Source organism: Ditibartonella apihabitans (assembly GCF_002007485.1).
Lineage (GTDB): Bacteria > Pseudomonadota > Alphaproteobacteria > Rhizobiales > Rhizobiaceae > Bartonella > Bartonella apihabitans.
Window position 1 is genome coordinate 1,617,818 of sequence record NZ_CP015820.1, and the last position, 22,070, is coordinate 1,639,887.

Here is a 22,070-nt window from a genome sequence, read left to right on the forward strand (position 1 = left end):
ATACGTATGAAACTGAAGAAATATATTTGGCCGCTTATCGGCATCGTCGCAATGGTGGTGTCCATCTATATTCTTTACCACAAATTATCGGCGATTTCATTTAGTGACATTACCGGCAGGCTTGGCGCATTAAGCCCGCATCACTGGGTACTTGCCGCTTTTTTTGCATTGATTGCTTATGCTGCTCTTGCCGGTTACGACCGTATTGCCTTGCAACATTTAGGCAAAAAAATACCGCTTCATTATATTGCCATTTGCTCCTTCACAACATATGCGCTTTCCCATAATATCGGTGCATCGGTTTTTTCAGGTGCCGTAGTGCGTTATCGTGCCTATAGCAAAAAGGGCTTGAGTGGTGTGGAAATTGCCGTTCTCGTGGCTTTTTGTTCCTTTACCTTTGCTCTTGGTACAATCCTGCTTTCCGGACTGGTACTCGTGATACGACCGGATCTCATTACGCTTGTCCATGAAGGTATTCCCACATGGCTTGCCGTTACCATCGGTATAGGAATGTTGACATTTGTTGCTCTTTATATTTTGGGCAGCCTTTTGCAATTACGACCGTTAAAAATCGGCAAGTCATTCCAGATTTCCTATCCTCATTTCAGTATTGTCGTTCAACAATTGATTATTGGACCTTTGGAATTGATCGGCGCGGCAGGCGTTATTTATGCCACCCTGCCCGATATAGGAAACCCCGGTTTTATTGCGGTTTTGGGTGTATTCCTTGCGTCCTTTACGGTAACACTTTTATCGAATGCGCCTGCTGGCGGTGTCGGTGTGTTGGAAGCCCTGTTTATGGCCGGTATGCCGAATATGAATGCGGCAGATGTCATTTCGGCTCTCATTGTATTCCGCCTGCTTTATCTCATTATACCGCTTGTTATCTCGCTATTCTTCGTTGCCGCTTTTGAAATAAGCCAATACCGCCAGCGCAATGCAAATATTGCCAATAACGCAGCGAAAAAACCGGATACGAAATAAAATTCAAAGAAGCTTGAAGAGACGACGTTCTTCAAGCTTTCTTTTTTTGCCGCTCGATTTCCACACCAACTGCAGCAGGCCCCAACTCGAGCTTATCCACGCGGACGATAACTTTTTGAACCCTCGGGTAAGCAAGGATGAGTGCAGCTATCCGTTCGGCCAATGTTTCAACAAGTTCGACATGACCCAGCGAAACAAGATTTTTGATACCATCAAGAATAAGATCATAGGAAAAAATATGACGCATATCTTCCGGATTGGAAGACAAACGTTCGACATCGGCCTTGATGTTGAAGCGAACTTTTTGTTTATGCCCGTATTCACGTTTATAGGCACCGATTTCCATCGGCAAAATAAAATCTTCAATAATAATACGATCCGTACCGAGCCCTGAACCTTCGGGAAGTTGTTCCTGCCCGCTATCTACGGGTAAAAGAGCACGCATCAATAAATTGGTTGCATTATCGCCAAACTGGCCCGATTTGACCGGATGTTTAATAATAAATCCCAGCCAATCAGGTGAATAAGGTAGCAAACGTGGAATGTCGGGTGCCTCGATCATCCCGATAACACCCGCTTCCAAATTATTGGCACGGGATTTTGTCATGAATTGACCGATATTTCCTACCTTTATCTGGCTCAAAATTGTCTGGTCAAGATTACGTGGCTGAAGCAGAATACCACTAAAGCCCAAAGCGCCGATAATCGTGATCAAAGAATTATCTGGCGAATTTTCCGCTTCTATCAATGCCACCAGAGGATAATCATTACATTGATTTAACAGCGTTTTCACAAAAGCCGGAAGCTCTTCCGGCAAAGCCGAAACAACAATCCTTTGCGCGCCGCACCGCTCCATCACTCTGGAAGTCAACAAATGGGGATCGGAAGTCCGCAACCATATTTGCGGCGAATAGCCCGCCATATTTTTCAGTGCCGAACATAGTTTTTGCATTTTTTGCAATGTGCCGGACACTAAAACAATGTCAGCGCGGACGCTATAAGCGACCCGCGCATCGTCCTGATCTTCAAGAACGACTAATAATTTAGTCATCACCTTGTCCGAAGGCTAAAACATGTCAAAATTTCGGGCGGATATTTTTCAAACCGTTATTCATTTTGAACAATTCATCAAAAACTGCCTGTGCCCCACCTTCAATAGCGGCGCTTGGTCTGAAATTACCATTGTCGTCTATATACTGGGTATATTGGGGAATTGGCAAAGTTTCAAGAATCGGTACCATTCTTACGGCGTTAACCATCAACCGTGCCGTTTCTACAGCTCTCAAGCCTCCGGAAATGCCGCCATAGCTCAAAAATGATACGGCTTTATAACTCCATTCATGTGCAAGATAAGTCACAGCATTAACAAAAGATGAGGGTGGCAGATGGTCATATTCGGGAATGACGAAAATATAACAATCTCCCTTGGCGATGAGCTTGCTCCACTCTTTTGTATGGGAATGTTCATATTGATGAAGACGCGGATGCTTCGGCTCATCGAATAATGGCAGATTGATTGTTGCCAGATCGATCAATTCAACATCAAAGTTCGAGTGACTGTCCGCATATGAACACAACCAATCGCCTAGCTTTTTACCGACACGACCAGCGCGCGTAGGCGTAACGATGATCTGCAAACGTGGTTCCATATCCAATTCCCTCCAAATGAGAACTATTCTTTATCTTACAAATTCTCGTAGATAAGTTAAGCGTCTTTAACAAATAACTGACTATTTTTTATTGACAAATTATTGATCTTGCTTTTTTACCGGCGATATCAACACTTTTGCTATATTCCGTCGGTCCATTTCAACGACCTTGAAATTAAAGCCTTCAGCTTCAAAACTCTCGCCCGTCACCGGCAAATGTCCGAAATGCCATAACATAAAACCGGCAAGAGTGGTATAACGATCATTCTCATCCACCAAATCTTTATCAAGATAACCGCTCAATCGACGAATATCGGCATAGCCTTCAACCATAAAGCTGCCATCTTTCAACTGTTCGGCAATAACCGGTTCGTCATCTTCATCCGGAAAATCGCCGGCAATAGCTTCCAATATATCAGTCGGGGTTGCGACGCCTTCAAACGAACCATGTTCATCGACCACTATGGCAAGTTGAATTGCTGAACGACGCAATTTTTCCATCAGTCGCAAAACACTGGTATTTTCATGAACGACGAGGGGCTGACGCATGGCTTTCTGCCAGTCGATATTCTTGCCTTCGGCAAGATCAAGCAGCAAATCTTTCGTCAATGCTACGCCGACAAATTCGTCAACTTTCTCGCGGGCAAGCACAAGACGGCTGTGTTTGAATTGCTCGAGTTCGTTGCGCATTTCCTCTTCATTAGTATCAAGGTCAAGCCATTCTATCTCGTTTCGCGGGGACATGATCGACCGGACAGGCCGGTCAGCGAGATCAAGTACACCACGAATCATCTGCTTTTCTTCCGGCCTGAATATTTCCGAGGCGGCAGCCTGTTCAGCAATAAGATCAACTGTTTCACCGAGACTCCCCTCTTTTTTACCGCCGCCCAGAAGACGCAGCACTGCACCGGCTGTCCTTTCGCGCAAATCATTGGTTGAAATAAGTTTCTCTCTGTTATGCCGGCCGATCTGATTGAACGCTTCGATGAGAACAGAAAAGCCGATAGCCGCGTAAAGATAGCCCTTCGGAATATGAAAACCGAAACCTTCAACAATGAGGCTAAAGCCGATCATCATCAAAAATCCGAGACACAGGATGACAACTGTTGGATGGCGGTTAACAAATACCATCAAGGGGCCAGAGCCCCACATCATCACGCCCATAGCGATAATGACTGCAAGGTACATCACTATCATCTGATCTTTTGGGATCATACCTGTCGCCGTAATAATACTGTCCAAGGAAAAGACGGCATCGAGCACAACAATCTGGACAATAACTTGCCAAAACACCGCATGGACAACCGAAGTCGAGTTTTCCTGAACCTCGCCCTCCAACCTTTCATGGAGTTCGAGTGTCCCTTTTGCAAGGAGAAAAGCTCCGCCTATTATCAGGATGATGCTGTGCCAACTGAAATTGAAATTACCGAGTGAAAAAAGAGGTTGGTCAAGTGTCATGACCCAACCCATTGCCGTCAGCAGTATCAAGCGCATGACCAATGCACAGCTCAAGCCTGTCAAACGGGCACGGTTCCTTACTTTAGGAGGCAATTTTGTAGCCAAAATTGCGATAAAGACAAGGTTATCAATACCTAGGACAATTTCCAGAAATATAAGTGTTACAAGCCCCATCCATGCGTGGGGATTTGCTATCCATTCCATAATCCATCAATTCCGAAAAAAGTGCCAAACAAAGGAAAATAGTCGAGGAAAAATATAGTCAACCATTTTTAATCCTCGAGGTCGCCATTTGCAAAACAGCGAACACAACCGATCCTGTTATTCCGGCTCTAAAAGCACGCCGGAACGCCAAATCAACACAATGGTAATGAAAAAATCCCCGAAACGGCCTATACCGCTCGCTACTACAAGAAGGGTCTTCTGATGAATTTTGGTCGGGCATTACGCTCGATCGTCCTCTCTTTACCGGTAACAATCAAAGTCACACATGCTTACGAAAGTTGTATAATGAGGCTATTTCGTATGAAGATCAAGATATTTTCGCAATCTTTATACTTCCCGCTTCAACAATGAATGAAATGACAAAAAAACGAAAATTTTCTATGGACATCAATCCTTAGGAACGCTATAGAACCGCTATCGTTGATCAACAACGCCGTTGGGTGATTAGCTCAGTTGGTAGAGCAGCTGACTCTTAATCAGCGGGTCACAGGTTCGATCCCTGTATCACCCACCATTTAAGTCTCTGATTTATAAGTGTTTTTTTAGACAAAAAATTTAGCGATAACAAAGTTTGACACTTTTTTGAAAAGTTTGACAATTTATGTACTGTTTTTGTTCATTCTAGCACCCAGTCTGACAACCGCCACTTCTACCTTTTTGCTCTTGTCAGCAGACCGTGAATAGTGCCGCGCTTTTTCGATTGCCTTTTGTCCCAACGCATTGCCATGCCTATATTTTCGGACAATATTTGAAAATAGTTAAACGGATCTCGCTTGTTTTTCTAAAATTATTGCAGCAGAACCAAAACACAAACTTAATCTGCAATGCCTTTCAGACAAACTGTCTTTCTTTTGAATAGTGTTTGTTGATGCATTCTGCAAAAAAATTCAATGTCATACAGAGCACGAAGTAAACAATCCCGACAAATAGATAGATTTCTGTTGAATAAGCGCCTGTCAAACGACCGTCAATTTGCCGCGCCAAGGTCAGAAATTCTTGTGTACCAATGATATATGCCAACGACGTATCTTTCGTAAGCGAGATACATTGGTTGATAAATGATGGTGCCATGCGTGGCAGTGCTTGTGGCAAAATCAAAAACCATAGAACTTTCCACCTATTAAATCCTAGTGCTAGTCCGGCTGCCCATTGGTCGTCGCCAACGCTGCGCAGACCTGCTGCAACAGAATGACCAAGATAAGCCCCGCCAACCAAGGATAAGGCCAAAACAATAGTCTGTACTTTTGGCGCAGATATGCCAAGCATCATGGGAAGCAAAAAATAGATCCAGAAAATTAACATCAAAATCGGGATGGCCCGGAAAAATCCAAGAATAGCAACCAAAACCAACTGCCATTTCGGACCCGACATCACAAGCAGGATACCGGATAAAAGACCGAACAAAGCTGATAGGACAGCTGAAAAAACACACAATAGCAATGTTAAAGCCAAGCCGCCTGCCGGCCCGTTTGGCCAAGCACCAATCATCAAATATTCGAAATTATCGAAAACAAACGAGAAGTTCATGCCTGAACCCTCCGACCAGTGCTTTTAAGCCGACGTGTTTCGATAATGCGCCCGACTATCTCGATAAGCGCAATTGTTATTAAATATAACACTGTCAAAATAAGATAGACAGGAAAAGCCAAAAGTGAACGCGTTTCAATTTGGCTTGCGACATAGAAAAGTTCGGCAACGCCTATTGAGGCTGTTAGAGAAGAGTTTTTTAAAGCCATCATATATTGGCCGAGCAGTGGTGAAAGCGCGTTGCGTACCGCTTGCGGTAAAATTATAAAACGGAATGCCTGGCTTCGCGTAAAACCAAGGGCATAAGCAGCAGATTCCTGATTTATCGGTACAGTCTTTATACCAGCGCGCAATTCTTCTGCGATATAGGCGGCTGTATAGAGTGCCAAACCAATAAATCCGTATATAAACTCGTATGACGGCCAATTTAAAGTAACTGGGCCGAAAACCCATTGATGTGCATCCAGTAACCAAAATCTGATGTTGTCCGGTACAAAACGGCTGACCCCGAAGTACCAAAAGAAAAGTTGAACCAACAATGGTGTATTTCGGAAAATCGCTATGTAAGCTTTGGAAAAAATATTGAGGGGCCAAAACGGGCTTATGCGCATGCTGCATAAGACGGCACCAAGTAATGAGGCGGCGATACATGAAAGAATAGTAAGGACAATGGTTACCTGATAACCGTTCCATATCCAACCTAAATACTCGTGTGACAGCATGTGCTTTACTCAAAAGTCTTGCGTATAAATTTTTGTTCCTGGAACAGACAAAAGAGCCGATTGTGCCGGCTCCTTCGAAAAGTTTTATGTCGGATGAAGCGAATTATTGTTTATCGCCAATCTTGAACAATCTGGGAAGCGGAGTTTTGCTATCGGGGCCAAACCATTTATTGTAAATTTTTTCCGCTTTTCCTGTCTTTTCCAAATCCAGCAGAGTTTCATTGACAACATTAACAAGCGCAGTTTCGCCCTTGGGTGCGGCTGCTGCCATGTAATCATTGGAAATGGTGAATGCTGGCACCTCATATTGATCTTTGTCCGGGACATTTGCCAATAAACCAACAAGCTTCGGACCATCTTGTGTGATGGCTTGCACATTGCCGTTTCGCAACGCAGCAAAGGCAAATGGCGTGTCATCGTAAGTAATGATTGTTGCTGTCGGGTACAAATTTTTCAGATTGATTTCATTGGTTGTGCCTTTATCTGCTCCGATGCGCAAATTTGCCAGTTGGTCAGCTGATTTTAAAAACCCTTTTTGGCAATAAATTGTTGACCTGAAGCAAAATAGGGAATGGAAAAATCAACCTGCTCGGCGCGCTCTGGTGTGACCGTAAAATTCGCCACAACCAAATCCACCTGACCTGAAGTCAAAAGAGGTATGCGGTTTGCCGGATTGGTTGGATGAACTTCCAATTTAACGCCAATTTTGTCAGCAACAGCTTGAGCAAAATCAACATCAAGCCCGGTGATCTGTTTTGTTTTTTCATCAACAAAACCAAATGGCGGATTGCTATCAAAAGATGCAACTTTTAGAACGCCAGCTTTTTTTATGTCGTCAAGACGATCAGCATATGCGGCGCTGGCAAAAAGCACAAGAACTGCAGCCAATAATGTGGAAAAATAACGCTTCATGATGATCCTCTTCATGATAGTTGGAATGAGGTTTTCATTTTCTCCATTTTTAGCGGTAAGATAAGAAATATATTGCTAAAATCTTTATTACAATTAGAAAAAGATTTTAGAAAATGAATGTTTTTAGGTTATGCAAACCTGACCGGATTACGACTGTTATTTTTGCAAAATCTGGAAGCGATTGAAAAGCATTTTGCAACCGCAAGGGCGCCACACCTCATTGAGCATTTACCAGACAATGGCTCATGCTACACTGCATTGGAAACGAGGCAGTTTGCAGTAGCGCTTAATCTCAAGCCCTCCTTTACGCCGGTCAAAAGCCCGCAATCAAACGGTATTTCGGAAGCTTTTGTCAAAACGCTTAAACGTGATTATATCAAAATAGCCAATTTTCCGGATTCCAAATCAGCTCTTCGGCAGATCAATGGATGGATCAAGGATTATATGAAATCCATCCGCATTCCGCGCTCGATATGAACTCTCCAAGGATGTTCAGAAGGGCACTAAATCAATAGATCATGTGTCCGCTCAAACGGGGGACAGTACATCAGTTGTCCTATAACCAATTATATTATATAATTATCTTGTATTCATGAGGAATACTGTATTTTAGGTGTATTAAGACATGACGGCTTAAGTTGCCTTCAATTTATGGAGTACAGCTATGATTAATTCTGTATTTAATAATGGCCGTATGTCAGGTGCAGAAACGGCTCTACATTTGCTGAAGTCCAATGAGACCAATCAATTCAATAGCGACACTAAAGGTTCAAGAGGTATATCACCGACCGTTGCCGCTTCTGGCAACACTCCTCTTTCTGCGTCTTCATCTGATGCAATATCCAGAATTCAAGAACTTATCGCAGGCAAAATCGATGTTAATGCTGTTCAGACTGGTTCTGTTTATCATGATACCATGGCAAGCATTGCTGAATCTTTAAGGAATGGATCGTCTGTCTCTGCGGATGGAACAATTACAGCAAATCCCAACATGAGCGATGATGAATTGAAGGAATTATTCACTCAAGTTATGAAAAGCCATATTGCTCAAGGTAAAATTACTGAGTCCGGGTTAGTCGAAGCTATCCAATCCGGTAAATTTGAAATTGTCCTTGAAGGCGATATGACTGGTAACCCGATATTTAAACAAGGTAGTTTTAAAGTTGTCGGGGATGGATATGGCTTTATCAGTGATAAAGCTTGGAGATCAGAGGCTGATAATGAGGCAATCAATGCTTTTCATGCTTCTGGTAAACGCGTCATTGAATCTGGAATCGGACCAATGCGCTTCGGGATTATTTTTAAATAATCTATTCTGACCTAACATATTATCGGAGGGAAATATGAAAAACTACTTATCGCTTTTCGTGCATTAACTGCTGTTTGTGCTTTTTCAGATGCGTTATATCGGGCGATTGGTCCTCTGCGGTTTCACTGTGAAAGGCGACTTCCATAGTGATTGCCCGCCGGGAGGAGCGACCTTCTGGATTAAATTGCTTGAATTAAGTCTTTGCGCCGCGGGGTGTTAAACTTCATATACCGCTGATCATCTGAGATTCAACGCGGTTTACTTTTAGAGAAAAATACGCCGCGCGGCTTGGTTGACGGCATTGCCACCAATGCTGGCTGAAACCAACTTGTGTTTTTTACCTTCCCTTCAAGCTCGAGTTGGAATGAGTGGCTTTTTCATCACTTGTTCATGATCAGCTTTTCAAGGTACTTATTAAGTTGCCAAACATGCTTTTCTACAAATGTTGGCAGAATACTTCTCGAACTTTGCGAAGGTCAGAAAACATTGGTTTATCATTTCATGGTTTTCGAGATAAATTTACAAGATAGTTCACCAACAGTGTGGTGAGATATTATATTTTTTTATGATCATTCTACCATCGAAAACCAAAGCGGGATATTAAAACCATACATTGCAAAGGATTTTAATTAACTGAAAATAACGGCTTTTGAAAACAGCTTTTCGAAATTCAGAAAACCTTTAACCAGTCTTCAAGCGAAAGAATGTTTCCTCGCTCGCTATTATAAGGGCAGGAAAGCCTGAAAATGTTCAAGGGAATATATGGCCTTCGGCATATTTGACTGCCTTGCCGCCAATGCGTGCCGAAATCAATTTTCCGTTTTCGACATACCATTCGAGACGGATTTTCGACACACGATTCATCTCCATTCCCTGCTCGAGCCAAATGTCTTTCTTGCCATCCAATGGATGATCAAAATGCTGGACAACACCACAAAATGCAGATGCTGCCGAGCCGGTTGCGGCATCTTCCGAACCATCCGGACGGAACATACGAACATGAAAAGCACTCTGGAACAACTGCGTTTCCCTGCTATAGAGGTAAAATGACGGTGTCTTTACGTTAAGCTTGTCGAAGTTCTCCATAATATAAACGGGATCAGGCGATGCACTGGCAACAGTTTTGAGATTACGCAAGGGCACAAAAAAGAATGGAACACCCGCTGTCCAAAGCGAGGGAACATGATTTTCAAAGCCTATTTCCTTGCTTTCAAGCCCGAATGCTGCTGCAAAAATTTCTTTCGGTGTATCCATCGGAAGTTGTTCGGGGAGTTTTGGCAGATCGAATTCGGCAAAAGCGACTTTTTCACTCAAATCAACCACCGCACGGATAATTCCGACTTTCTCCTCAAGAATAATAAGTGAATCATTACGGCAATTGTTTTTTATATTTTTCCGTGCGAGGGATATGGCGGCGCCGACAGTCGGATGACCGGCAAATGACATTTCTCCATCCGGTTTGAAAATTCGCAAATTGGCGACATGTTTTTCATCTTTCGGAGGATTGACGAAAACAGTTTCCGACAAATTGAATTCACGCGCGATAGACTGCATTTGCTGATCGGTCAAACCGTCTGACTCATGCACAATTGCTACAGGATTGCCCGAGAGAACCGTGTCACTGAATACGTCGTAAACTTCAAAAAAACGGCCATGATACGCCACGGTAGCAATTCCCCTTTTGCAATAAAGCTCATTTATAATATAAACTTTTTCCTCTCTATGCTTATGATGAAACAAGCCGATATGTAAAGTTTCATTATGCTAAAAATAAAAGGACACAGCCTTGAGGCTGCATCCTTTCTGTTAAAACGTCTCGTCTCTCAACAAACAATTGTGTCGAAAAGTTTTATTCTTTTCGCCAGATATGACGTTTTCAAAAATTATTTGTTATCGGCGCTCAAAGTCAATTTCGAAACGCCAATAGCAATATTGGCTCCCTCATGAGCTTCTACACTCACTGGTTGCAAAGAAAACGCTTTGTTATCGCCAACAAGTATGTTGGCTCCACCACCAACACCGGCAGCAGCGTCGACACTGACCCCCTCATATTTACCCACGAGAATTCCGGACTTGTATGCGTCTTTACTTGCCGCCATGACCATCCACGACAATTGTCCGGCACCTGCTTTACCAATATCGATGCCGAGCTGTTCGATTTTGCCGACATATTTGTCTGTATCGGCGCCTTTATCATTCGGCTGGAAAACACAGGTGAGCTTTTCTGTCGCTTTGAATATATGTCCCTCGGCGCCCTGCCCAGTACAGACAAGCACTCCGATTGTGACTTTGTCATCTGCAAATGCTCCGGAGGCGCTCAAACAAGCGCTCCCGACCACGACCCCGGCAATAACAATATTTCTCAAAAAATGTGACATTATATTTGATCCTTCTCTACTAACCATTCCAAATTTGGCGTATATTAAAAAAATTACAAGTTGCCTGAAGAGAAGTTTTGAAGAGTATCATTGAATTCTTATAACTTACGATACGAAACGTGATCGTTATGATTCAATTTATTCAGAATTCTTTAAGGTTTTAACGAGGAAGGCCATGATTTTTCGGTTAGCTAAATTATTTGTTATACCTTTGTTCTTATCCACAACACTCGCAATAAACGCCGGTGCAGTAGAATTAAACAGTCCATTGGCTCCCATAACCCGCCCGCAAAATGCCCCGCTTCCTCACTCGAATTATGGAGTTCCAAAACCTAACCGTAATTATAAACCGGAGTTGACACATCCTTCCGGCCCCACATATAAACTGGATACCGGCCCTGATATAAATCATCAGCAATGGTGCAGCGATCGTTATAAAAGCTATCGTTCGTCGGATGATACCTATATAGATAGGGGCGGCGTTCGCCAGACTTGCAAGTCACCTTTTCCGAAATAAATCATTTTTATAATCGGGACGCGCTTTTATGTGCAATCTATCCGGCGGTCGGTCTTTAATCTGCCAACCGGATAAGATAATGGTTATCATAATCAATGATGTTTTTTTCGTCTGCACAGTTCGACTAAACGGCAGTTGCAAATGATATGCGCTATGTTGTCTGCACTTACCCCTCTTTTAGATAGTAATCGGAAAAATCTTTCGTCGCAGTCAACCGCGCTTTTCGGGGCTTTGCTCCAACCATTGGCTTGTCGGTTATATCGAGTAAAAAAAGGCCGTTAAACATTATTGAAGGTTTTTATGTGATCAAACCGGATAATCTTTTTCCGGCCTTACAAAATTATAACCGGAATTTCTTGAAGCCGATAATGAAACACGGAATGGTTCGAAAATAAATATGACGCTGCAGCGCTTCAGCCCTGCGCGTTGATCGTAAGTTGCAAGCCGGTTATCGCAATTGTTGATTTTCTATATGATATTAAAAGAAAAAGGGCTGACATTGTCAGCCCTTTTTCAGAATTTGAACTACAAAAACGCGTGATTAGTTGCGTGTTTTATCGACCAATGCGTTCGATTTTATCCACGGCATCATATCGCGCAATTTGCCACCGATTTGTTCAAGCTGATGTCCGTCATTAATCCGGCGGATAGCTTTGAAGCGAACAGCACCGGATTTATATTCCTGCATCCAGTTGGAGCAGAATGTACCGTCCTGAATGTCTTTCAGAACACGCTTCATATTAGCCTTGACTTCATCGTTGATGATGCGCGGACCACTGACATATTCACCCCATTCGGCGGTGTTGGAAATTGAATAGTTCATATTGGCAATGCCACCTTCATAGATGAGGTCAACAATGAGCTTCATCTCGTGGCAGCATTCGAAATAGGCCATTTCCGGAGCATAACCGGCTTCAACCAGAGTTTCGAAACCCGAACGGATAAGGTTGACCAAACCACCGCAAAGAACAACCTGTTCACCGAAAAGATCGGTTTCGGTTTCTTCCTTGAATGTTGTTTCAATAACACCGGAGCGACCTGCACCAATTCCGCAAGCGTAAGAGAGAGCCAGATCATGTGCATTGCCTGTAGCGTCGTGACCAACAGCAATAAGGCTTGGAACACCGCCGCCACGCTGATATTCGCTGCGCACTGTATGACCGGGACCTTTAGGAGCAATCATAATGACATCCACTGTCTTTTTCGGTTCGATCAAACCGAAGTGAATGTTCAGACCATGAGCAAATGCAATTGCTGCGCCGTCGCGCAAATTGTTGGCAATCTGTTCTTTAAAAATGTCGGCCTGCAATTCGTCGGGGGTAACCATCATAATGAGGTCAGCCCACTTGGCTGCTTCGGCAACGGTCACAACTTCGAATCCGTCTGCCTGAGCTTTTTTAGCTGTTGCAGAGCCCGGACGAAGAGCAATTTTGATTTCCTTCACACCGGAATCTTTCAGGTTTAATGCATGGGCGCGGCCTTGCGAGCCATAGCCGATAACACCGACTTTTTTGGATTTTATCAGGTTTACATCTGCATCACGATCATAATAAACACGCATAGAAAACTCCCTTAAATTTGCGTTTCATCTGTTTTATTCATATTTTTATGCCCGAAAAGGGCAAAAAATTGCCTTGTCGCTGTGCGCGCTTCGCGAATGATTTCTTCATCATCCATGTGAAAATCGTCACCCAGCAATTTACGTATCTGGACATCACGAACAACGAGTCCGAAAAAGGTCCGGAATGCATTATCGAGATTGTCCACTTGCAAAAGCCCGCAATCGCGACCGATTTCCAAAATCGGTTTCAGGCGACGCGCCATTGCGTAAGGCCCACGATAAAGCACAATATTACCGAGATTGTTTTTGTCCGTACCGGCCTGACTGACTGCAAGCCGGTTAAGCGCAATCGAAGTTGGCGAGGTCAAAACCATCAACCAATCGCGCGCAAAATGTTCAAGACTGTTAAAAAGTGTTTGTTCATCAACCGCTTCGCGGCTGATCGGTACTGCGCGAACCCTTGACGCCTGCCACTCGACCATTGCTTCAAGAAATGTATTGCGATCGCCGAACCACTTGTAAAGCGTTTCTTTCGAGCAACTCGCCGCCTTTGCGACTTTCGACATTGTTAATGCCAGATGGTCTTTGACAAGCAATTGTAATGCCGCGTCCAGAACGTCTTTCTGACGATCTGTCAAATTATTGACCAGAGCATTTGTCGACTGTTGCATGTTCGCTGTTTTCATTTCGTTTGCGTACCGTACCGTACGGTTCGTAACCATGCTACGAGAAATCGGCAATATCAAGTATTATTTTCAGTAAAAATTTCTTTTTTGTTTTGAATGAGATTTGTCAGGATAATTTTACCGGCTTTGTCACGTTTCGGGTCGTGAACAAAGCCGGCAGAAAACAGCAAATTTTGTCTTTCAAACGGTAATCTGGGTGCCGATTTCTACAACCCGACCGGTTGGAATCTGGAAATATTCGGTTGCATCGGCGGCGGTTCTGGCAAGGAAAATATAGAATTTATCTTGCCACATCGGCATATCGGATTTGGCCGCAGGTTTGATCGAACGACGGGACACAAAAAACGATGTCGTCATGATATCGAATTTCCAGCCGAGTTTTCGACATATTGCCAAAGCCTTCGGAATGTTTGGCTGTTCCATGTAACCGAACGTCAAAGTCACTTGCATGAAACGTTCATTGAATTGAGAAACACGGGCGCGATCCACCGAAGGTACTCGTGGTGTTGAAGCCGTATTCACCGTCAAGATCACATTGTTTTCATGCAAAACTTTATAATGTTTGAGGCTGTGCATCAAAGCACTGGGTGCGCTTTTCGGATCGCTTGTCAAAAAGACGGCTGTGCCCGGTACAATAATTGGCGGCTTTTCCGCCATTTTATTAACAATCAGATCAAGCGGTACTTCGGCCTTGCGGGTTTTCTTGAACAAATGCCGGCTGCCCCGAACCCATGTCCACATGATGAGCACAACACTTGCGGCAAGTCCCACCGACACCCAGCCGCCATCATGGATTTTAACGAGATTGGCGCTGAAGAACAGAAGATCAAGACACAGAAAGGCGAGTGTCGGCACAAGACATAAAGCAAGGCTCCACTTCCAGATACGTTTCATGACAATGAAAAGCAAAGATGTTGTCACAATCATGTTGCCGGTAACCGAAATGCCATAAGCGGCTGCCAGATTGGACGATTTTTCAAAGCCGATCACTAGACAAATAACAATCACGGCAAGAAGCAGATTAACCCGCGGCATATAGATTTGTCCGAGATTCTTTTCCGAAGTGTGCAAAATTTCAAGTCGCGGCAAAATGTTAAGCTGGACGGCCTGACGTGCCATGGAAAAAGCACCTGTTATAACAGCTTGGGAAGCGATCACGGTTGCCATCGTGGCGAGCACAATCATCGGAATGAGCGACCATTCCGGCAACATTTGATAAAACGGATTAATTGTGTTGCGCCCGTGAGAAAGAATAAAGGCCCCCTGCCCCAAATAATTGAGGACAAGGCATGGAAATACTATCCACAGCCAGGCGGCAACGATTGGCCGGCGTCCGAAATGGCCAAGATCGGCATAAAGTGCTTCAGCGCCGGTCACCGCCAGAAATACCGCTCCAACTGCCGCAAAGGATGTCGCCGGATTGCTGACAATATAGGAGATGGCATACCAGGGAAATAATGATTTCAGAATCGTCAGATCATCAAATATATGGAAAAGTCCGAAACCGCCTAAAGCAAGAAACCAGACCAGCGTTATCGGCCCGAAAACAATTGCGACCTTGCCCGTGCCAAATCGTTGCACGGCAAAAAGTGCCACCAGAATAATAAGTGTGAGCGGCACAATAAAAGGCTCAAGATCGGGAGCGACAACCTCCATACCTTCAACTGCAGACAACACTGAGACAGCGGGTGTAATAACGGCATCACCGAAAAACAGAGATGCGCCGAGAATCCCGATTCCCAATGCCCAACCACCTTTTCTACGAAAGGTCGAGCGCGCGAGCGCCATAAGGGAGAGAATGCCGCCTTCCCCGTTATTGTCGGCGCGCAAAACAAACACAACATATTTGATTGTAACAATAAGCAATAAAGCCCAGAATATCAGGGAAATTACGCCATAAACGTCATATTTCAAAATGTCATGGTTTCCTGCACCGGCGCGTAAGGCTTCGCGGAAAGCATAAATCGGACTGGTACCGATATCGCCATAGACAACACCGATAGCGCCAATCAAAAGGAGTAAAAAACTCTCTTTCGAATGGTCATTATTTTCATCAGCTGTCGTGAGATCGTCGCTCACAGCGTCAATATCTTGAGGCTCCGCCATAGCGCAATCCTTTCAGCCGAAATTTTAATTGTGTTAAAGAGATCAAAAACGGGCAAAAGATTACCCGAACTATTTAATTCAGTTGACACCCGATCGGGCAGTTAAATGGCCAACGCCCTTTTGAACCTTAGAACGGTTTCCCTCATTCCATGTTCCAAAGCATCTGCAATAAGTCCATGGCCGATCGAAACTTCATAAAGCCATGGCACGTTTTTGACAAGGGGGGCGAGGTTGGGCACCGTCAAATCATGCCCCGCATTGACAAGAAGCCCCAATTGTTTTGCCTTTTCAGCAACAAGTGTCACCGCTTCGAGTGCGAGCAACTGTTTTTTATCACTGTCATAGGCATCACCATAAGGACCGGTATAAATCTCGATACCGTCGGCGCCCAGCGCTTTTGCTTGATCAAGGCCGTCGACCACCGGATTTACAAATAAAATGACGCGGATCGAGCGGTCTTTCAGCCGTTTGATAACCGGTTTCAAAAACGCACTATCCTTTACAAAATTCCAGCCGTGATCGGAAGTCGACTGGTCGGGAGAGTCGGGCACCAATGTTATCTGGTTGGCATAAGTTTCAGCCAAATCGAGAAAGGCGTCGTCAGGATATCCTTCAATATTGAATTCCTGATTTGGAAATTCATCGTCAATCAAACGACGTATATCGGGAAGATCTGTGAATCTGATATGGCGCTGGTCAGGACGGGGATGGACAGTAATGCCGTCAGCACCGGCATCAAGCGCTATGCGTCCCATCCCGACAACATTTGGCCAAGGCAAATTCCGGCGGTTGCGCAACACCGCGATGGCGTTAAGATTAACCGAAAGTTTATTGTCATCGACAGCACCTATCAAGTCCGCTTAAAATCTGTAGTATTGAAAACTCCAAACGTTATACAAAGTTCTACATATAACTTAATTCAGCCACAAGAAAGGGCAAAAGCATGTTACCCGAAGATACAATACCGGTGATCTCCAAGATCAAAACCAACCGCGCCGGTGCAATCGGTTTTTCCGTTAACGGTGTGCTTGCTTCTTCCGATGTGGAAAATCTCTATGGACTTTTTGAAGCAGAAGCGGAAGGGCAAAATCATATTGATATGATTGTCATTTTTAAAGAATATGACGGAATTGATTGGGAAAGTCTCTTTAACGAAGATACAGCCAGGATCAGAGCAGAAGCTTTCAAAAAACTGAGGCGTTATGCCATTGTCGGCGGCCCCTCCTGGCTCAATCTTGCGATTGAGTTTTTCCGGCCTTTCGGACGTATCGAAACAAAATGGTTTGCTTCCGAAAATATTGATAAAGCCTGGGACTATATCGGGGCAAAACCTGTTTGATCATATCAACTATTCAACTTTCACATTGTTTTTAACGGGCAGTATAAAAAGCTTTGTCCATGACAAAATGCAACCGCAACATGCTTTCCCAAACCGGATTTCTAATATTATCAGCGAGAAACACGGCAAAAGACTCAACCGGATCAATATCAATAGCCAACCGGATATAGCTTCAAAAGAACCGGCATTTGTCTAAAGACAACAGATGACAGAATTGTTATTCTCCCCGATGTTTTATAGCCGAAGCAAAGCTGTCTCATCATTTAAAATAACCGGTGGTTCCTGTTTTTTACAAACCCGGCTTTAACGGAGTTGGATAGCGTCGTTTTATAACCATGTTTGCCGATATTCGAATCCGGTTAAAACCGGAGCTTGAAGTGTTTCGTCCGATTGAAACTTTTGCCGCTACAAAGAATGGCCAAATAGAATAGCTGCGCTACGGCACGCCCCGTTTTTTAAATCGGTTGTTGATAAGCTCAAAAAAAGAACGGTTTTTTCCGACAATTTCTGTGCGTTTTTATCAAAATTATCAATATTTAAGGTTATTTTCCGTTCAAATAAACTTGCAGACCAATAGTCTCTTGGCATATGACTTGCGAGACTTTATTGTAGAAGTCGACCGGGCGGTGGCCGAGGAGCCGCCGATGCAACATGAGTAATAGCACGGTCGATCAGAGGGAGGCTTCATGGCTTACAAAATTGAACAAATGAAACAACCACATCATCGTCGTGCGCTCTATAAAGTACTTTATGTACAGGTAATATTCGCGATCATCTGTGGTATTTTGCTCGGATATTTTTATCCTGATGTCGGTGCATCATTGAAGCCGCTTGGCGATGCCTTCATCAAATTGGTCAAGATGATTATCGCACCGGTTATCTTTTTGACCATTGTAAGCGGTATTGCCGGTATGAGCGACTTGAAAAAAGTCGGACGGGTCGCCGGTAAATGCATGCTTTATTTTATCACCTTTTCAACTCTGGCTTTGATTGTCGGTTTGATCATCGGAAATGTCTTGCAACCGGGTGCTGGAATGCACATCGATCCGGCTTCACTCGACACCGCTGCGGTCAAAGTTTACGCTGAAAAAGCCCATGATGCATCAATCGTCAAATTCCTGATGAACATCATTCCTTCGACAGTGGTTTCCGCTTTCGCCGAAGGAGATATCCTTCAGGTACTGTTCTTTTCCATATTGTTCGGTATTGCTTTGGGATCAGTTGGCGAACGTGGCCGTCCTATTCTGGATTTCATCCATGCTCTTTCCACACCGATTTTCAAATTGGTAGCCATTCTCATGAAAGCAGCTCCTATCGGCGCTTTCGGTGCAATGGCTTTCACAATCGGCAAATACGGTATTGGTTCGGTCATCAACCTGTTCTTCCTTGTCGCAACCTTCTATATCACGTCGATTTTGTTTGTTGTCGTCATTCTCGGGGCTGTCTGCTGGTATAACGGCATTTCGATCTTCAGAGTGGTTCGCTATATCAAAGATGAATTGCTACTGGTTCTCGGTACTTCCTCTTCCGAAGCCGCTTTACCGACCTTGATGGAAAAGATGGAAAATGCGGGAGCAAAAAAATCGGTCGTTGGTCTGGTTATTCCGACAGGCTATTCATTCAACCTCGACGGTACCAACATTTATATGACATTGGCAACTTTGTTCATCGCACAAGCATTGGATATTAATCTCACCCTCGAGCATCAAATCCTTATTCTTGTTGTGGCGATGATCTCCTCAAAAGGTGCTGCCGGTGTGACCGGTGCCGGTTTTATTACGCTTGCTGCTACACTTGGCGCCGTTCCGGCTATTCCTGTTGCCGGTATGGCAATTATTCTCGGTATCGACCGTTTCATGTCGGAATGTCGTGCATTGACCAATCTTGTTGGTAATGCGGTTGCCTGTATTGTGGTTGCCCGTTGGGAAAACGAGCTAGACACAGTCCAACTTCACAAGGTTCTAGGCGGGCATGAACATCAACATGGTCATCACCATGTTGAGGAACAGAAAAGTGAAGAAGCCAAATAACACTGTTTGGTTTATCAGGAAAGACACTATGCCGATTAAAAGCCCCTCTTTTCGGGGCTTTTATTTTGGGCAATCTCCAATAAACCCACGCCCAGATTACGGCCATGAACGAGATACCCCATGCGCCGATCAAGCCACATCCCGATCAAACCACACAAAGCGCCCGATCAAACCAAACAAAGCATATGTGCTTCTCTATTCTGAAAAATTCTATAAACGCTCGGGCAAGCGGGCTATCTATTCGACCTAACCGGACTTTCTCACTCCGACTTTTTGGCTAGGGCTTGTCCAGTTTTGGCTCGCGTTTGTCAAATCTTGCCCAAAAGCCCCAATTCTTTGGCAACAAAATAATAAAATGTCACCCGATTCTTCATATGTTCCGTTTTCAGTAATTCGGCGGTCTTTTTCACTGCACGTTTACTCTGTTCGACATCTGCACCGAGCTTTTCTTCGGCCCATTTTCTACCCGTTGAAGCTCTTTCTGATCGCTTACAGCAACCTCGGCAGCATCGCGTTTTTGCAAAGTAAGTGACAAACGGTTCTCTAGCCGTTTAACCGCATCCTCGTCGGGATTTGCGTCATATTTTTTTATTTGCTCCAAATGGTTTTTCATTGCTTTCAGTCTCCTATCGGAAAAATTGGTGATATTTTTTAAAATGACCGGTTAATGATCTTCTGTTAAACCCGTTTCGGACTTTATGCCCCCGAGAAAATCAGTGTCAGAGCCGGACAGGTCCGGTATTTTTTGATCTCTACCAAGTAGAAAATAGAGCGCGAAAAAGTTAAACAACCCCCCTTTTCTCTTTACCCTGATTTACCTATATTGGGCTTGCTGGCTTGCCAGCTATGGTAATAAATGGACAGTGTAATAAACCCATTGGACCCGGGGGCGGTACCCGGCGCCTCCACCACAACCAAAACGGCTCACGCTATTGTAGCTGTTTTTGTTATGAAGGGGGCGAAACAGGATCGACAAGGGCGTAAAGATTGCTCTTTTACCCGGCATTGTACCACCGTTATCGGGCTACTTAAGTAGTTGCAAATGACAACTATGCGGAAGCTCGTCTCGCTGCTTAATTGCGGCGCGAACGCTTCAAATTAAGTCTTGGACCTTCGCCGGTCCAAGCGGGGTTCGGAGGCACCTGGCAACAGAAGCCTTCACTATCTGTCTGTAAGCGTTCTCTCTATTAGTTTTATTGGTAAAAGTTCATTGTTCATTTTTCTCTCGTGAACCTTGAATTGGAGCGGGGAGCCATTCCTGACGATTCTTGTTTTAGTAAAAAACAAAGCCGGAAGACCCGGAAGATATTGTCATACAGAAATTCAATAAAATTTTTGAGGAGATTTTGATTGCCTCATTGCATAAAGACCGTCTACATTGCATTAGAGATGATTGCCAAGTTTGGATAAAATACATCGGAGAAGGAACAGGTTTTCAATGGTTCATGATCAGATCCGTTATGACATTCTCGTTCAGGACGCTTTACGGAGTGTTATTCGCAAAGTTTTGTCTGAAGTAGCAAAAGCCGGCCTTCCGGGTGACCATCATTTTTTTATTACGTTTCTGACGAACGCTCCGGGCGTGAAAATCTCCTCACGTCTCAAAGAACGTTATCCCGATCAAATGACAATTGTTTTGCAACACCAGTTTTGGGATTTGAACGTTTCCGAAAGCGGCTTTGAAGTCAGTCTTTCTTTCGGCGATGTTCCCGAACGTCTGGTTATACCGTTTTCTGCTGTTCAGGTATTCTATGATCCTACGGCTGCTTTCGAAGCGGCTTTCGATCTCGCCTCCGATCTTCCCAAAAGCGATAATGACAGTCCGGACGTGAAGACACTTGCAAAAGAGACCGAGGGTGGCGAGCTTACCATTCTTGCAGACAAGAAAGACAAGAAAAAATCTGCTGTAAAATTGAAGTCACATTCAAAGACAGAAACCGAAAAAGACGGTCAACAAACGCCAAAAGAAAAGAAACCGTCGGCAGATGTTGTCTCGCTTGATGCTTTTCGCAAGAAATAAGGCGTTTTTTCATGGCTGATCTGGTCAATTTAAGGCAATTTCGCAAACAGAAAAAACGTCAGAATGACGAAACAAAAGCGAGCGAAAACCGAGTCATTTTCGGCCGCACTAAAGTCGAGCGCAATTTCGAAGAGAAGCAAAAGAAAAAAACCGTAAGTTTTCTTGATTTGAGAAAAATTCGGCACGACGAAGATGAAGGATGAAATTCTGTCTTCAATCGCTGCACTAGACTGGCAAAAAGCACAATCGAAAAAGATTTCGGTACGCATTGACGGTCATGCAACAAGTATTTCGCTCGAAGAAGCCTATATCAACATTTTGTTGCGCGAAGCGGAAGCTCAGGGTCTATCCTTTGCCAGCCTTGTTACATGTGTTGATGAGGCAAGACCGGCAGGAGTCAACCTTTCAGCCTCGTTACGCCTTTTTGCACTCGAATTGGCACAGCATTCCTAAGCGTGATAACCCCGCCTCATATCGGGCTATCATTATTTGAATTGATAAACCGGATCACGCCTTTATGTGCCAGTAATGCTCGTCAATAAAAGAAGGTCAATCGGGATATTATCTTTGTCCATCTTTGGATAATCTGCCTCCGATTTGACACAAGTGTCTCATGAACAAATGGCAAAGAATGCAATTTTCTGTAA

At 44.1% G+C, this 22,070-nt stretch carries 21 protein-coding genes, 1 tRNA gene, 1 other RNA gene and 2 pseudogenes; 11 read left to right on the top strand and 14 right to left on the bottom strand.

Annotated features, from left to right (window positions below; genetic code table 11):
* Positions 1–6: 6 nt before the first annotated feature.
* Positions 7–984, top strand: coding sequence for a lysylphosphatidylglycerol synthase transmembrane domain-containing protein (locus BBC0178_RS07325; RefSeq protein WP_077971902.1), 978 nt, complete (start codon positions 7–9; stop codon positions 982–984).
* Positions 985–1,015: 31 nt separating this feature from the next.
* Here the strand turns inward: BBC0178_RS07325 and BBC0178_RS07330 are convergent, their stop codons facing one another.
* The 3 genes from BBC0178_RS07330 to BBC0178_RS07340 all read right to left on the bottom strand — a co-directional run bounded on the left by BBC0178_RS07330 (position 1,016) and on the right by BBC0178_RS07340 (position 4,295).
* Positions 1,016–2,035, bottom strand: coding sequence for a dihydroneopterin aldolase (locus tag BBC0178_RS07330; protein ID WP_078039683.1), 1,020 nt, complete (start codon positions 2,033–2,035; stop codon positions 1,016–1,018).
* A 25-nt stretch (positions 2,036–2,060) separates the two neighbouring features.
* Positions 2,061–2,633 carry an NADPH-dependent FMN reductase gene (locus BBC0178_RS07335; RefSeq protein ID WP_077971906.1) on the bottom strand — a complete coding sequence of 191 codons (573 nt, stop codon included), beginning with the start codon at positions 2,631–2,633 and terminating at the stop codon, positions 2,061–2,063.
* Between the two features lie 99 nt (positions 2,634–2,732).
* A complete protein-coding gene (locus BBC0178_RS07340) occupies positions 2,733–4,295 on the bottom strand; it encodes a TerC family protein (RefSeq protein ID WP_078039684.1) in 1,563 nt (520 codons plus the stop codon).
* 459 nt (positions 4,296–4,754) lie between these two features.
* On the opposite strand from BBC0178_RS07340, the gene BBC0178_RS07345 reads away from it, so the two are divergent.
* Positions 4,755–4,830, top strand: a tRNA-Lys gene (locus BBC0178_RS07345).
* 317 nt (positions 4,831–5,147) lie between these two features.
* Here the strand turns inward: BBC0178_RS07345 and BBC0178_RS07350 are convergent.
* The 4 genes from BBC0178_RS07350 to BBC0178_RS12165 form a co-directional block, all read right to left on the bottom strand.
* Positions 5,148–5,843 carry an amino acid ABC transporter permease gene (locus BBC0178_RS07350; protein ID WP_078039685.1) on the bottom strand — a complete coding sequence of 232 codons (696 nt, stop codon included), beginning with the start codon at positions 5,841–5,843 and terminating at the stop codon, positions 5,148–5,150.
* Positions 5,840–6,565 (bottom strand): amino acid ABC transporter permease, encoded by a 726-nt coding sequence (locus BBC0178_RS07355; RefSeq protein ID WP_078039686.1) that lies wholly within the window; start codon positions 6,563–6,565, stop codon positions 5,840–5,842. The genes BBC0178_RS07350 and BBC0178_RS07355 overlap by 4 nt, the downstream gene beginning before the upstream one ends.
* Positions 6,566–6,668: 103 nt before the next feature.
* The gene (locus BBC0178_RS12160) at positions 6,669–7,064 is read right to left on the bottom strand and encodes a transporter substrate-binding domain-containing protein (RefSeq protein ID WP_250638104.1); all 396 of its coding nucleotides are present in this window, start codon (positions 7,062–7,064) and stop codon (positions 6,669–6,671) included.
* Between the two features lie 23 nt (positions 7,065–7,087).
* Positions 7,088–7,477: a transporter substrate-binding domain-containing protein gene (locus BBC0178_RS12165; RefSeq protein ID WP_250638105.1), complete on the bottom strand. Its 390-nt coding sequence runs from the start codon at positions 7,475–7,477 to the stop codon at positions 7,088–7,090.
* A 171-nt stretch (positions 7,478–7,648) separates the two neighbouring features.
* On the opposite strand from BBC0178_RS12165, the pseudogene BBC0178_RS07365 reads away from it, so the two are divergent.
* Both BBC0178_RS07365 and BBC0178_RS07370 read left to right on the top strand, forming a co-directional pair.
* Positions 7,649–7,992 (top strand): annotated as a pseudogene (locus BBC0178_RS07365) (integrase core domain-containing protein); the annotation flags it as partial.
* 149 nt (positions 7,993–8,141) lie between these two features.
* Positions 8,142–8,786, top strand: a complete 645-nt coding sequence (locus tag BBC0178_RS07370) for a hypothetical protein (protein WP_078039687.1) — start codon at positions 8,142–8,144, stop codon at positions 8,784–8,786.
* A gap of 750 nt (positions 8,787–9,536) precedes the next feature.
* Here BBC0178_RS07370 and BBC0178_RS07375 read toward each other — a convergent pair.
* Positions 9,537–10,460, bottom strand: a complete 924-nt coding sequence (locus BBC0178_RS07375; RefSeq protein WP_078040405.1) for a PhzF family phenazine biosynthesis protein — start codon at positions 10,458–10,460, stop codon at positions 9,537–9,539.
* A gap of 209 nt (positions 10,461–10,669) precedes the next feature.
* The gene (locus BBC0178_RS07380; protein WP_078039688.1) at positions 10,670–11,164 is read right to left on the bottom strand and encodes a DUF992 domain-containing protein; all 495 of its coding nucleotides are present in this window, start codon (positions 11,162–11,164) and stop codon (positions 10,670–10,672) included.
* Between the two features lie 175 nt (positions 11,165–11,339).
* On the opposite strand from BBC0178_RS07380, the gene BBC0178_RS12275 reads away from it, so the two are divergent.
* Complete coding sequence (locus BBC0178_RS12275; RefSeq protein WP_078039689.1) at positions 11,340–11,681, top strand: BA14K family protein; 342 nt, start codon at positions 11,340–11,342, stop codon at positions 11,679–11,681.
* 541 nt (positions 11,682–12,222) lie between these two features.
* On the opposite strand, the gene ilvC is transcribed toward BBC0178_RS12275, so the two are convergent.
* The 4 genes from ilvC to BBC0178_RS07405 all read right to left on the bottom strand — a co-directional run bounded on the left by ilvC (position 12,223) and on the right by BBC0178_RS07405 (position 16,888).
* The gene (gene ilvC / locus BBC0178_RS07390) at positions 12,223–13,242 is read right to left on the bottom strand and encodes a ketol-acid reductoisomerase (protein ID WP_078039690.1); all 1,020 of its coding nucleotides are present in this window, start codon (positions 13,240–13,242) and stop codon (positions 12,223–12,225) included.
* A gap of 11 nt (positions 13,243–13,253) precedes the next feature.
* Positions 13,254–13,913 (bottom strand): TetR/AcrR family transcriptional regulator, encoded by a 660-nt coding sequence (locus tag BBC0178_RS07395; RefSeq protein WP_077971923.1) that lies wholly within the window; start codon positions 13,911–13,913, stop codon positions 13,254–13,256.
* 195 nt (positions 13,914–14,108) lie between these two features.
* Entirely contained in the window at positions 14,109–16,034 is a 1,926-nt protein-coding gene (locus BBC0178_RS07400) for a potassium transporter Kup (protein WP_078039691.1), read from the bottom strand.
* Positions 16,035–16,135: 101 nt separating this feature from the next.
* Positions 16,136–16,888: a pyridoxine 5'-phosphate synthase gene (locus tag BBC0178_RS07405; protein ID WP_225868296.1), complete on the bottom strand. Its 753-nt coding sequence runs from the start codon at positions 16,886–16,888 to the stop codon at positions 16,136–16,138.
* Positions 16,889–16,977: 89 nt separating this feature from the next.
* On the opposite strand from BBC0178_RS07405, the gene BBC0178_RS07410 reads away from it, so the two are divergent.
* Both BBC0178_RS07410 and BBC0178_RS07415 read left to right on the top strand, forming a co-directional pair.
* The gene (locus BBC0178_RS07410; RefSeq protein WP_077971930.1) at positions 16,978–17,373 is read left to right on the top strand and encodes a SpoIIAA family protein; all 396 of its coding nucleotides are present in this window, start codon (positions 16,978–16,980) and stop codon (positions 17,371–17,373) included.
* A 686-nt stretch (positions 17,374–18,059) separates the two neighbouring features.
* Positions 18,060–19,403, top strand: coding sequence for a dicarboxylate/amino acid:cation symporter (locus BBC0178_RS07415; protein ID WP_078039692.1), 1,344 nt, complete (start codon positions 18,060–18,062; stop codon positions 19,401–19,403).
* Between the two features lie 386 nt (positions 19,404–19,789).
* On the opposite strand, the pseudogene BBC0178_RS07420 reads toward BBC0178_RS07415, so the two are convergent.
* A pseudogene (locus tag BBC0178_RS07420) lies at positions 19,790–20,016 on the bottom strand (DUF2853 family protein); the annotation flags it as partial.
* Between the two features lie 179 nt (positions 20,017–20,195).
* Here BBC0178_RS07420 and ssrA point away from each other — a divergent pair.
* The 4 genes from ssrA (at position 20,196) to BBC0178_RS07440 (ending at position 21,876) form a co-directional block, all read left to right on the top strand.
* Positions 20,196–20,566, top strand: a transfer-messenger RNA (tmRNA) gene (ssrA, locus tag BBC0178_RS07425).
* 275 nt (positions 20,567–20,841) lie between these two features.
* Positions 20,842–21,423 (top strand): SspB family protein, encoded by a 582-nt coding sequence (locus BBC0178_RS07430; RefSeq protein WP_077971933.1) that lies wholly within the window; start codon positions 20,842–20,844, stop codon positions 21,421–21,423.
* Between the two features lie 11 nt (positions 21,424–21,434).
* Complete coding sequence (locus BBC0178_RS07435; protein WP_077971934.1) at positions 21,435–21,626, top strand: DUF4169 family protein; 192 nt, start codon at positions 21,435–21,437, stop codon at positions 21,624–21,626.
* Positions 21,616–21,876, top strand: a complete 261-nt coding sequence (locus BBC0178_RS07440; RefSeq protein ID WP_078039693.1) for a ribbon-helix-helix domain-containing protein — start codon at positions 21,616–21,618, stop codon at positions 21,874–21,876. The genes BBC0178_RS07435 and BBC0178_RS07440 overlap by 11 nt, the downstream gene beginning before the upstream one ends.
* The last annotated feature ends 194 nt before the right edge of the window (positions 21,877–22,070 follow it).

Bases quoted from the DNA above. Each gene is read 5' to 3' on its own strand.
- BBC0178_RS12275 (WP_078039689.1), top strand. From the start codon at position 11,340: ATGATTTTTCGGTTAGCTAAATTATTTGTTATACCTTTGTTCTTATCC.
- BBC0178_RS07350 (WP_078039685.1), bottom strand. From the start codon at position 5,843: ATGAACTTCTCGTTTGTTTTCGATAATTTCGAATATTTGATGATTGGT.
- BBC0178_RS07410 (WP_077971930.1), top strand. From the start codon at position 16,978: ATGTTACCCGAAGATACAATACCGGTGATCTCCAAGATCAAAACCAAC.
- BBC0178_RS07370 (WP_078039687.1), top strand. From the start codon at position 8,142: ATGATTAATTCTGTATTTAATAATGGCCGTATGTCAGGTGCAGAAACG.
- BBC0178_RS07380 (WP_078039688.1), bottom strand. From the start codon at position 11,164: ATGTCACATTTTTTGAGAAATATTGTTATTGCCGGGGTCGTGGTCGGG.
- BBC0178_RS07400 (WP_078039691.1), bottom strand. From the start codon at position 16,034: ATGGCGGAGCCTCAAGATATTGACGCTGTGAGCGACGATCTCACGACA.
- ilvC (WP_078039690.1), bottom strand. From the start codon at position 13,242: ATGCGTGTTTATTATGATCGTGATGCAGATGTAAACCTGATAAAATCC.
- BBC0178_RS07430 (WP_077971933.1), top strand. From the start codon at position 20,842: ATGGTTCATGATCAGATCCGTTATGACATTCTCGTTCAGGACGCTTTA.
- BBC0178_RS07415 (WP_078039692.1), top strand. From the start codon at position 18,060: ATGGCTTACAAAATTGAACAAATGAAACAACCACATCATCGTCGTGCG.
- BBC0178_RS07335 (WP_077971906.1), bottom strand. From the start codon at position 2,633: ATGGAACCACGTTTGCAGATCATCGTTACGCCTACGCGCGCTGGTCGT.
- BBC0178_RS07355 (WP_078039686.1), bottom strand. From the start codon at position 6,565: ATGCTGTCACACGAGTATTTAGGTTGGATATGGAACGGTTATCAGGTA.
- BBC0178_RS07435 (WP_077971934.1), top strand. From the start codon at position 21,435: ATGGCTGATCTGGTCAATTTAAGGCAATTTCGCAAACAGAAAAAACGT.
- BBC0178_RS07395 (WP_077971923.1), bottom strand. From the start codon at position 13,913: ATGCAACAGTCGACAAATGCTCTGGTCAATAATTTGACAGATCGTCAG.
- BBC0178_RS07325 (WP_077971902.1), top strand. From the start codon at position 7: ATGAAACTGAAGAAATATATTTGGCCGCTTATCGGCATCGTCGCAATG.
- BBC0178_RS07340 (WP_078039684.1), bottom strand. From the start codon at position 4,295: ATGGAATGGATAGCAAATCCCCACGCATGGATGGGGCTTGTAACACTT.
- BBC0178_RS12165 (WP_250638105.1), bottom strand. From the start codon at position 7,477: ATGAAGCGTTATTTTTCCACATTATTGGCTGCAGTTCTTGTGCTTTTT.
- BBC0178_RS07440 (WP_078039693.1), top strand. From the start codon at position 21,616: ATGAAGGATGAAATTCTGTCTTCAATCGCTGCACTAGACTGGCAAAAA.
- BBC0178_RS07330 (WP_078039683.1), bottom strand. From the start codon at position 2,035: ATGACTAAATTATTAGTCGTTCTTGAAGATCAGGACGATGCGCGGGTC.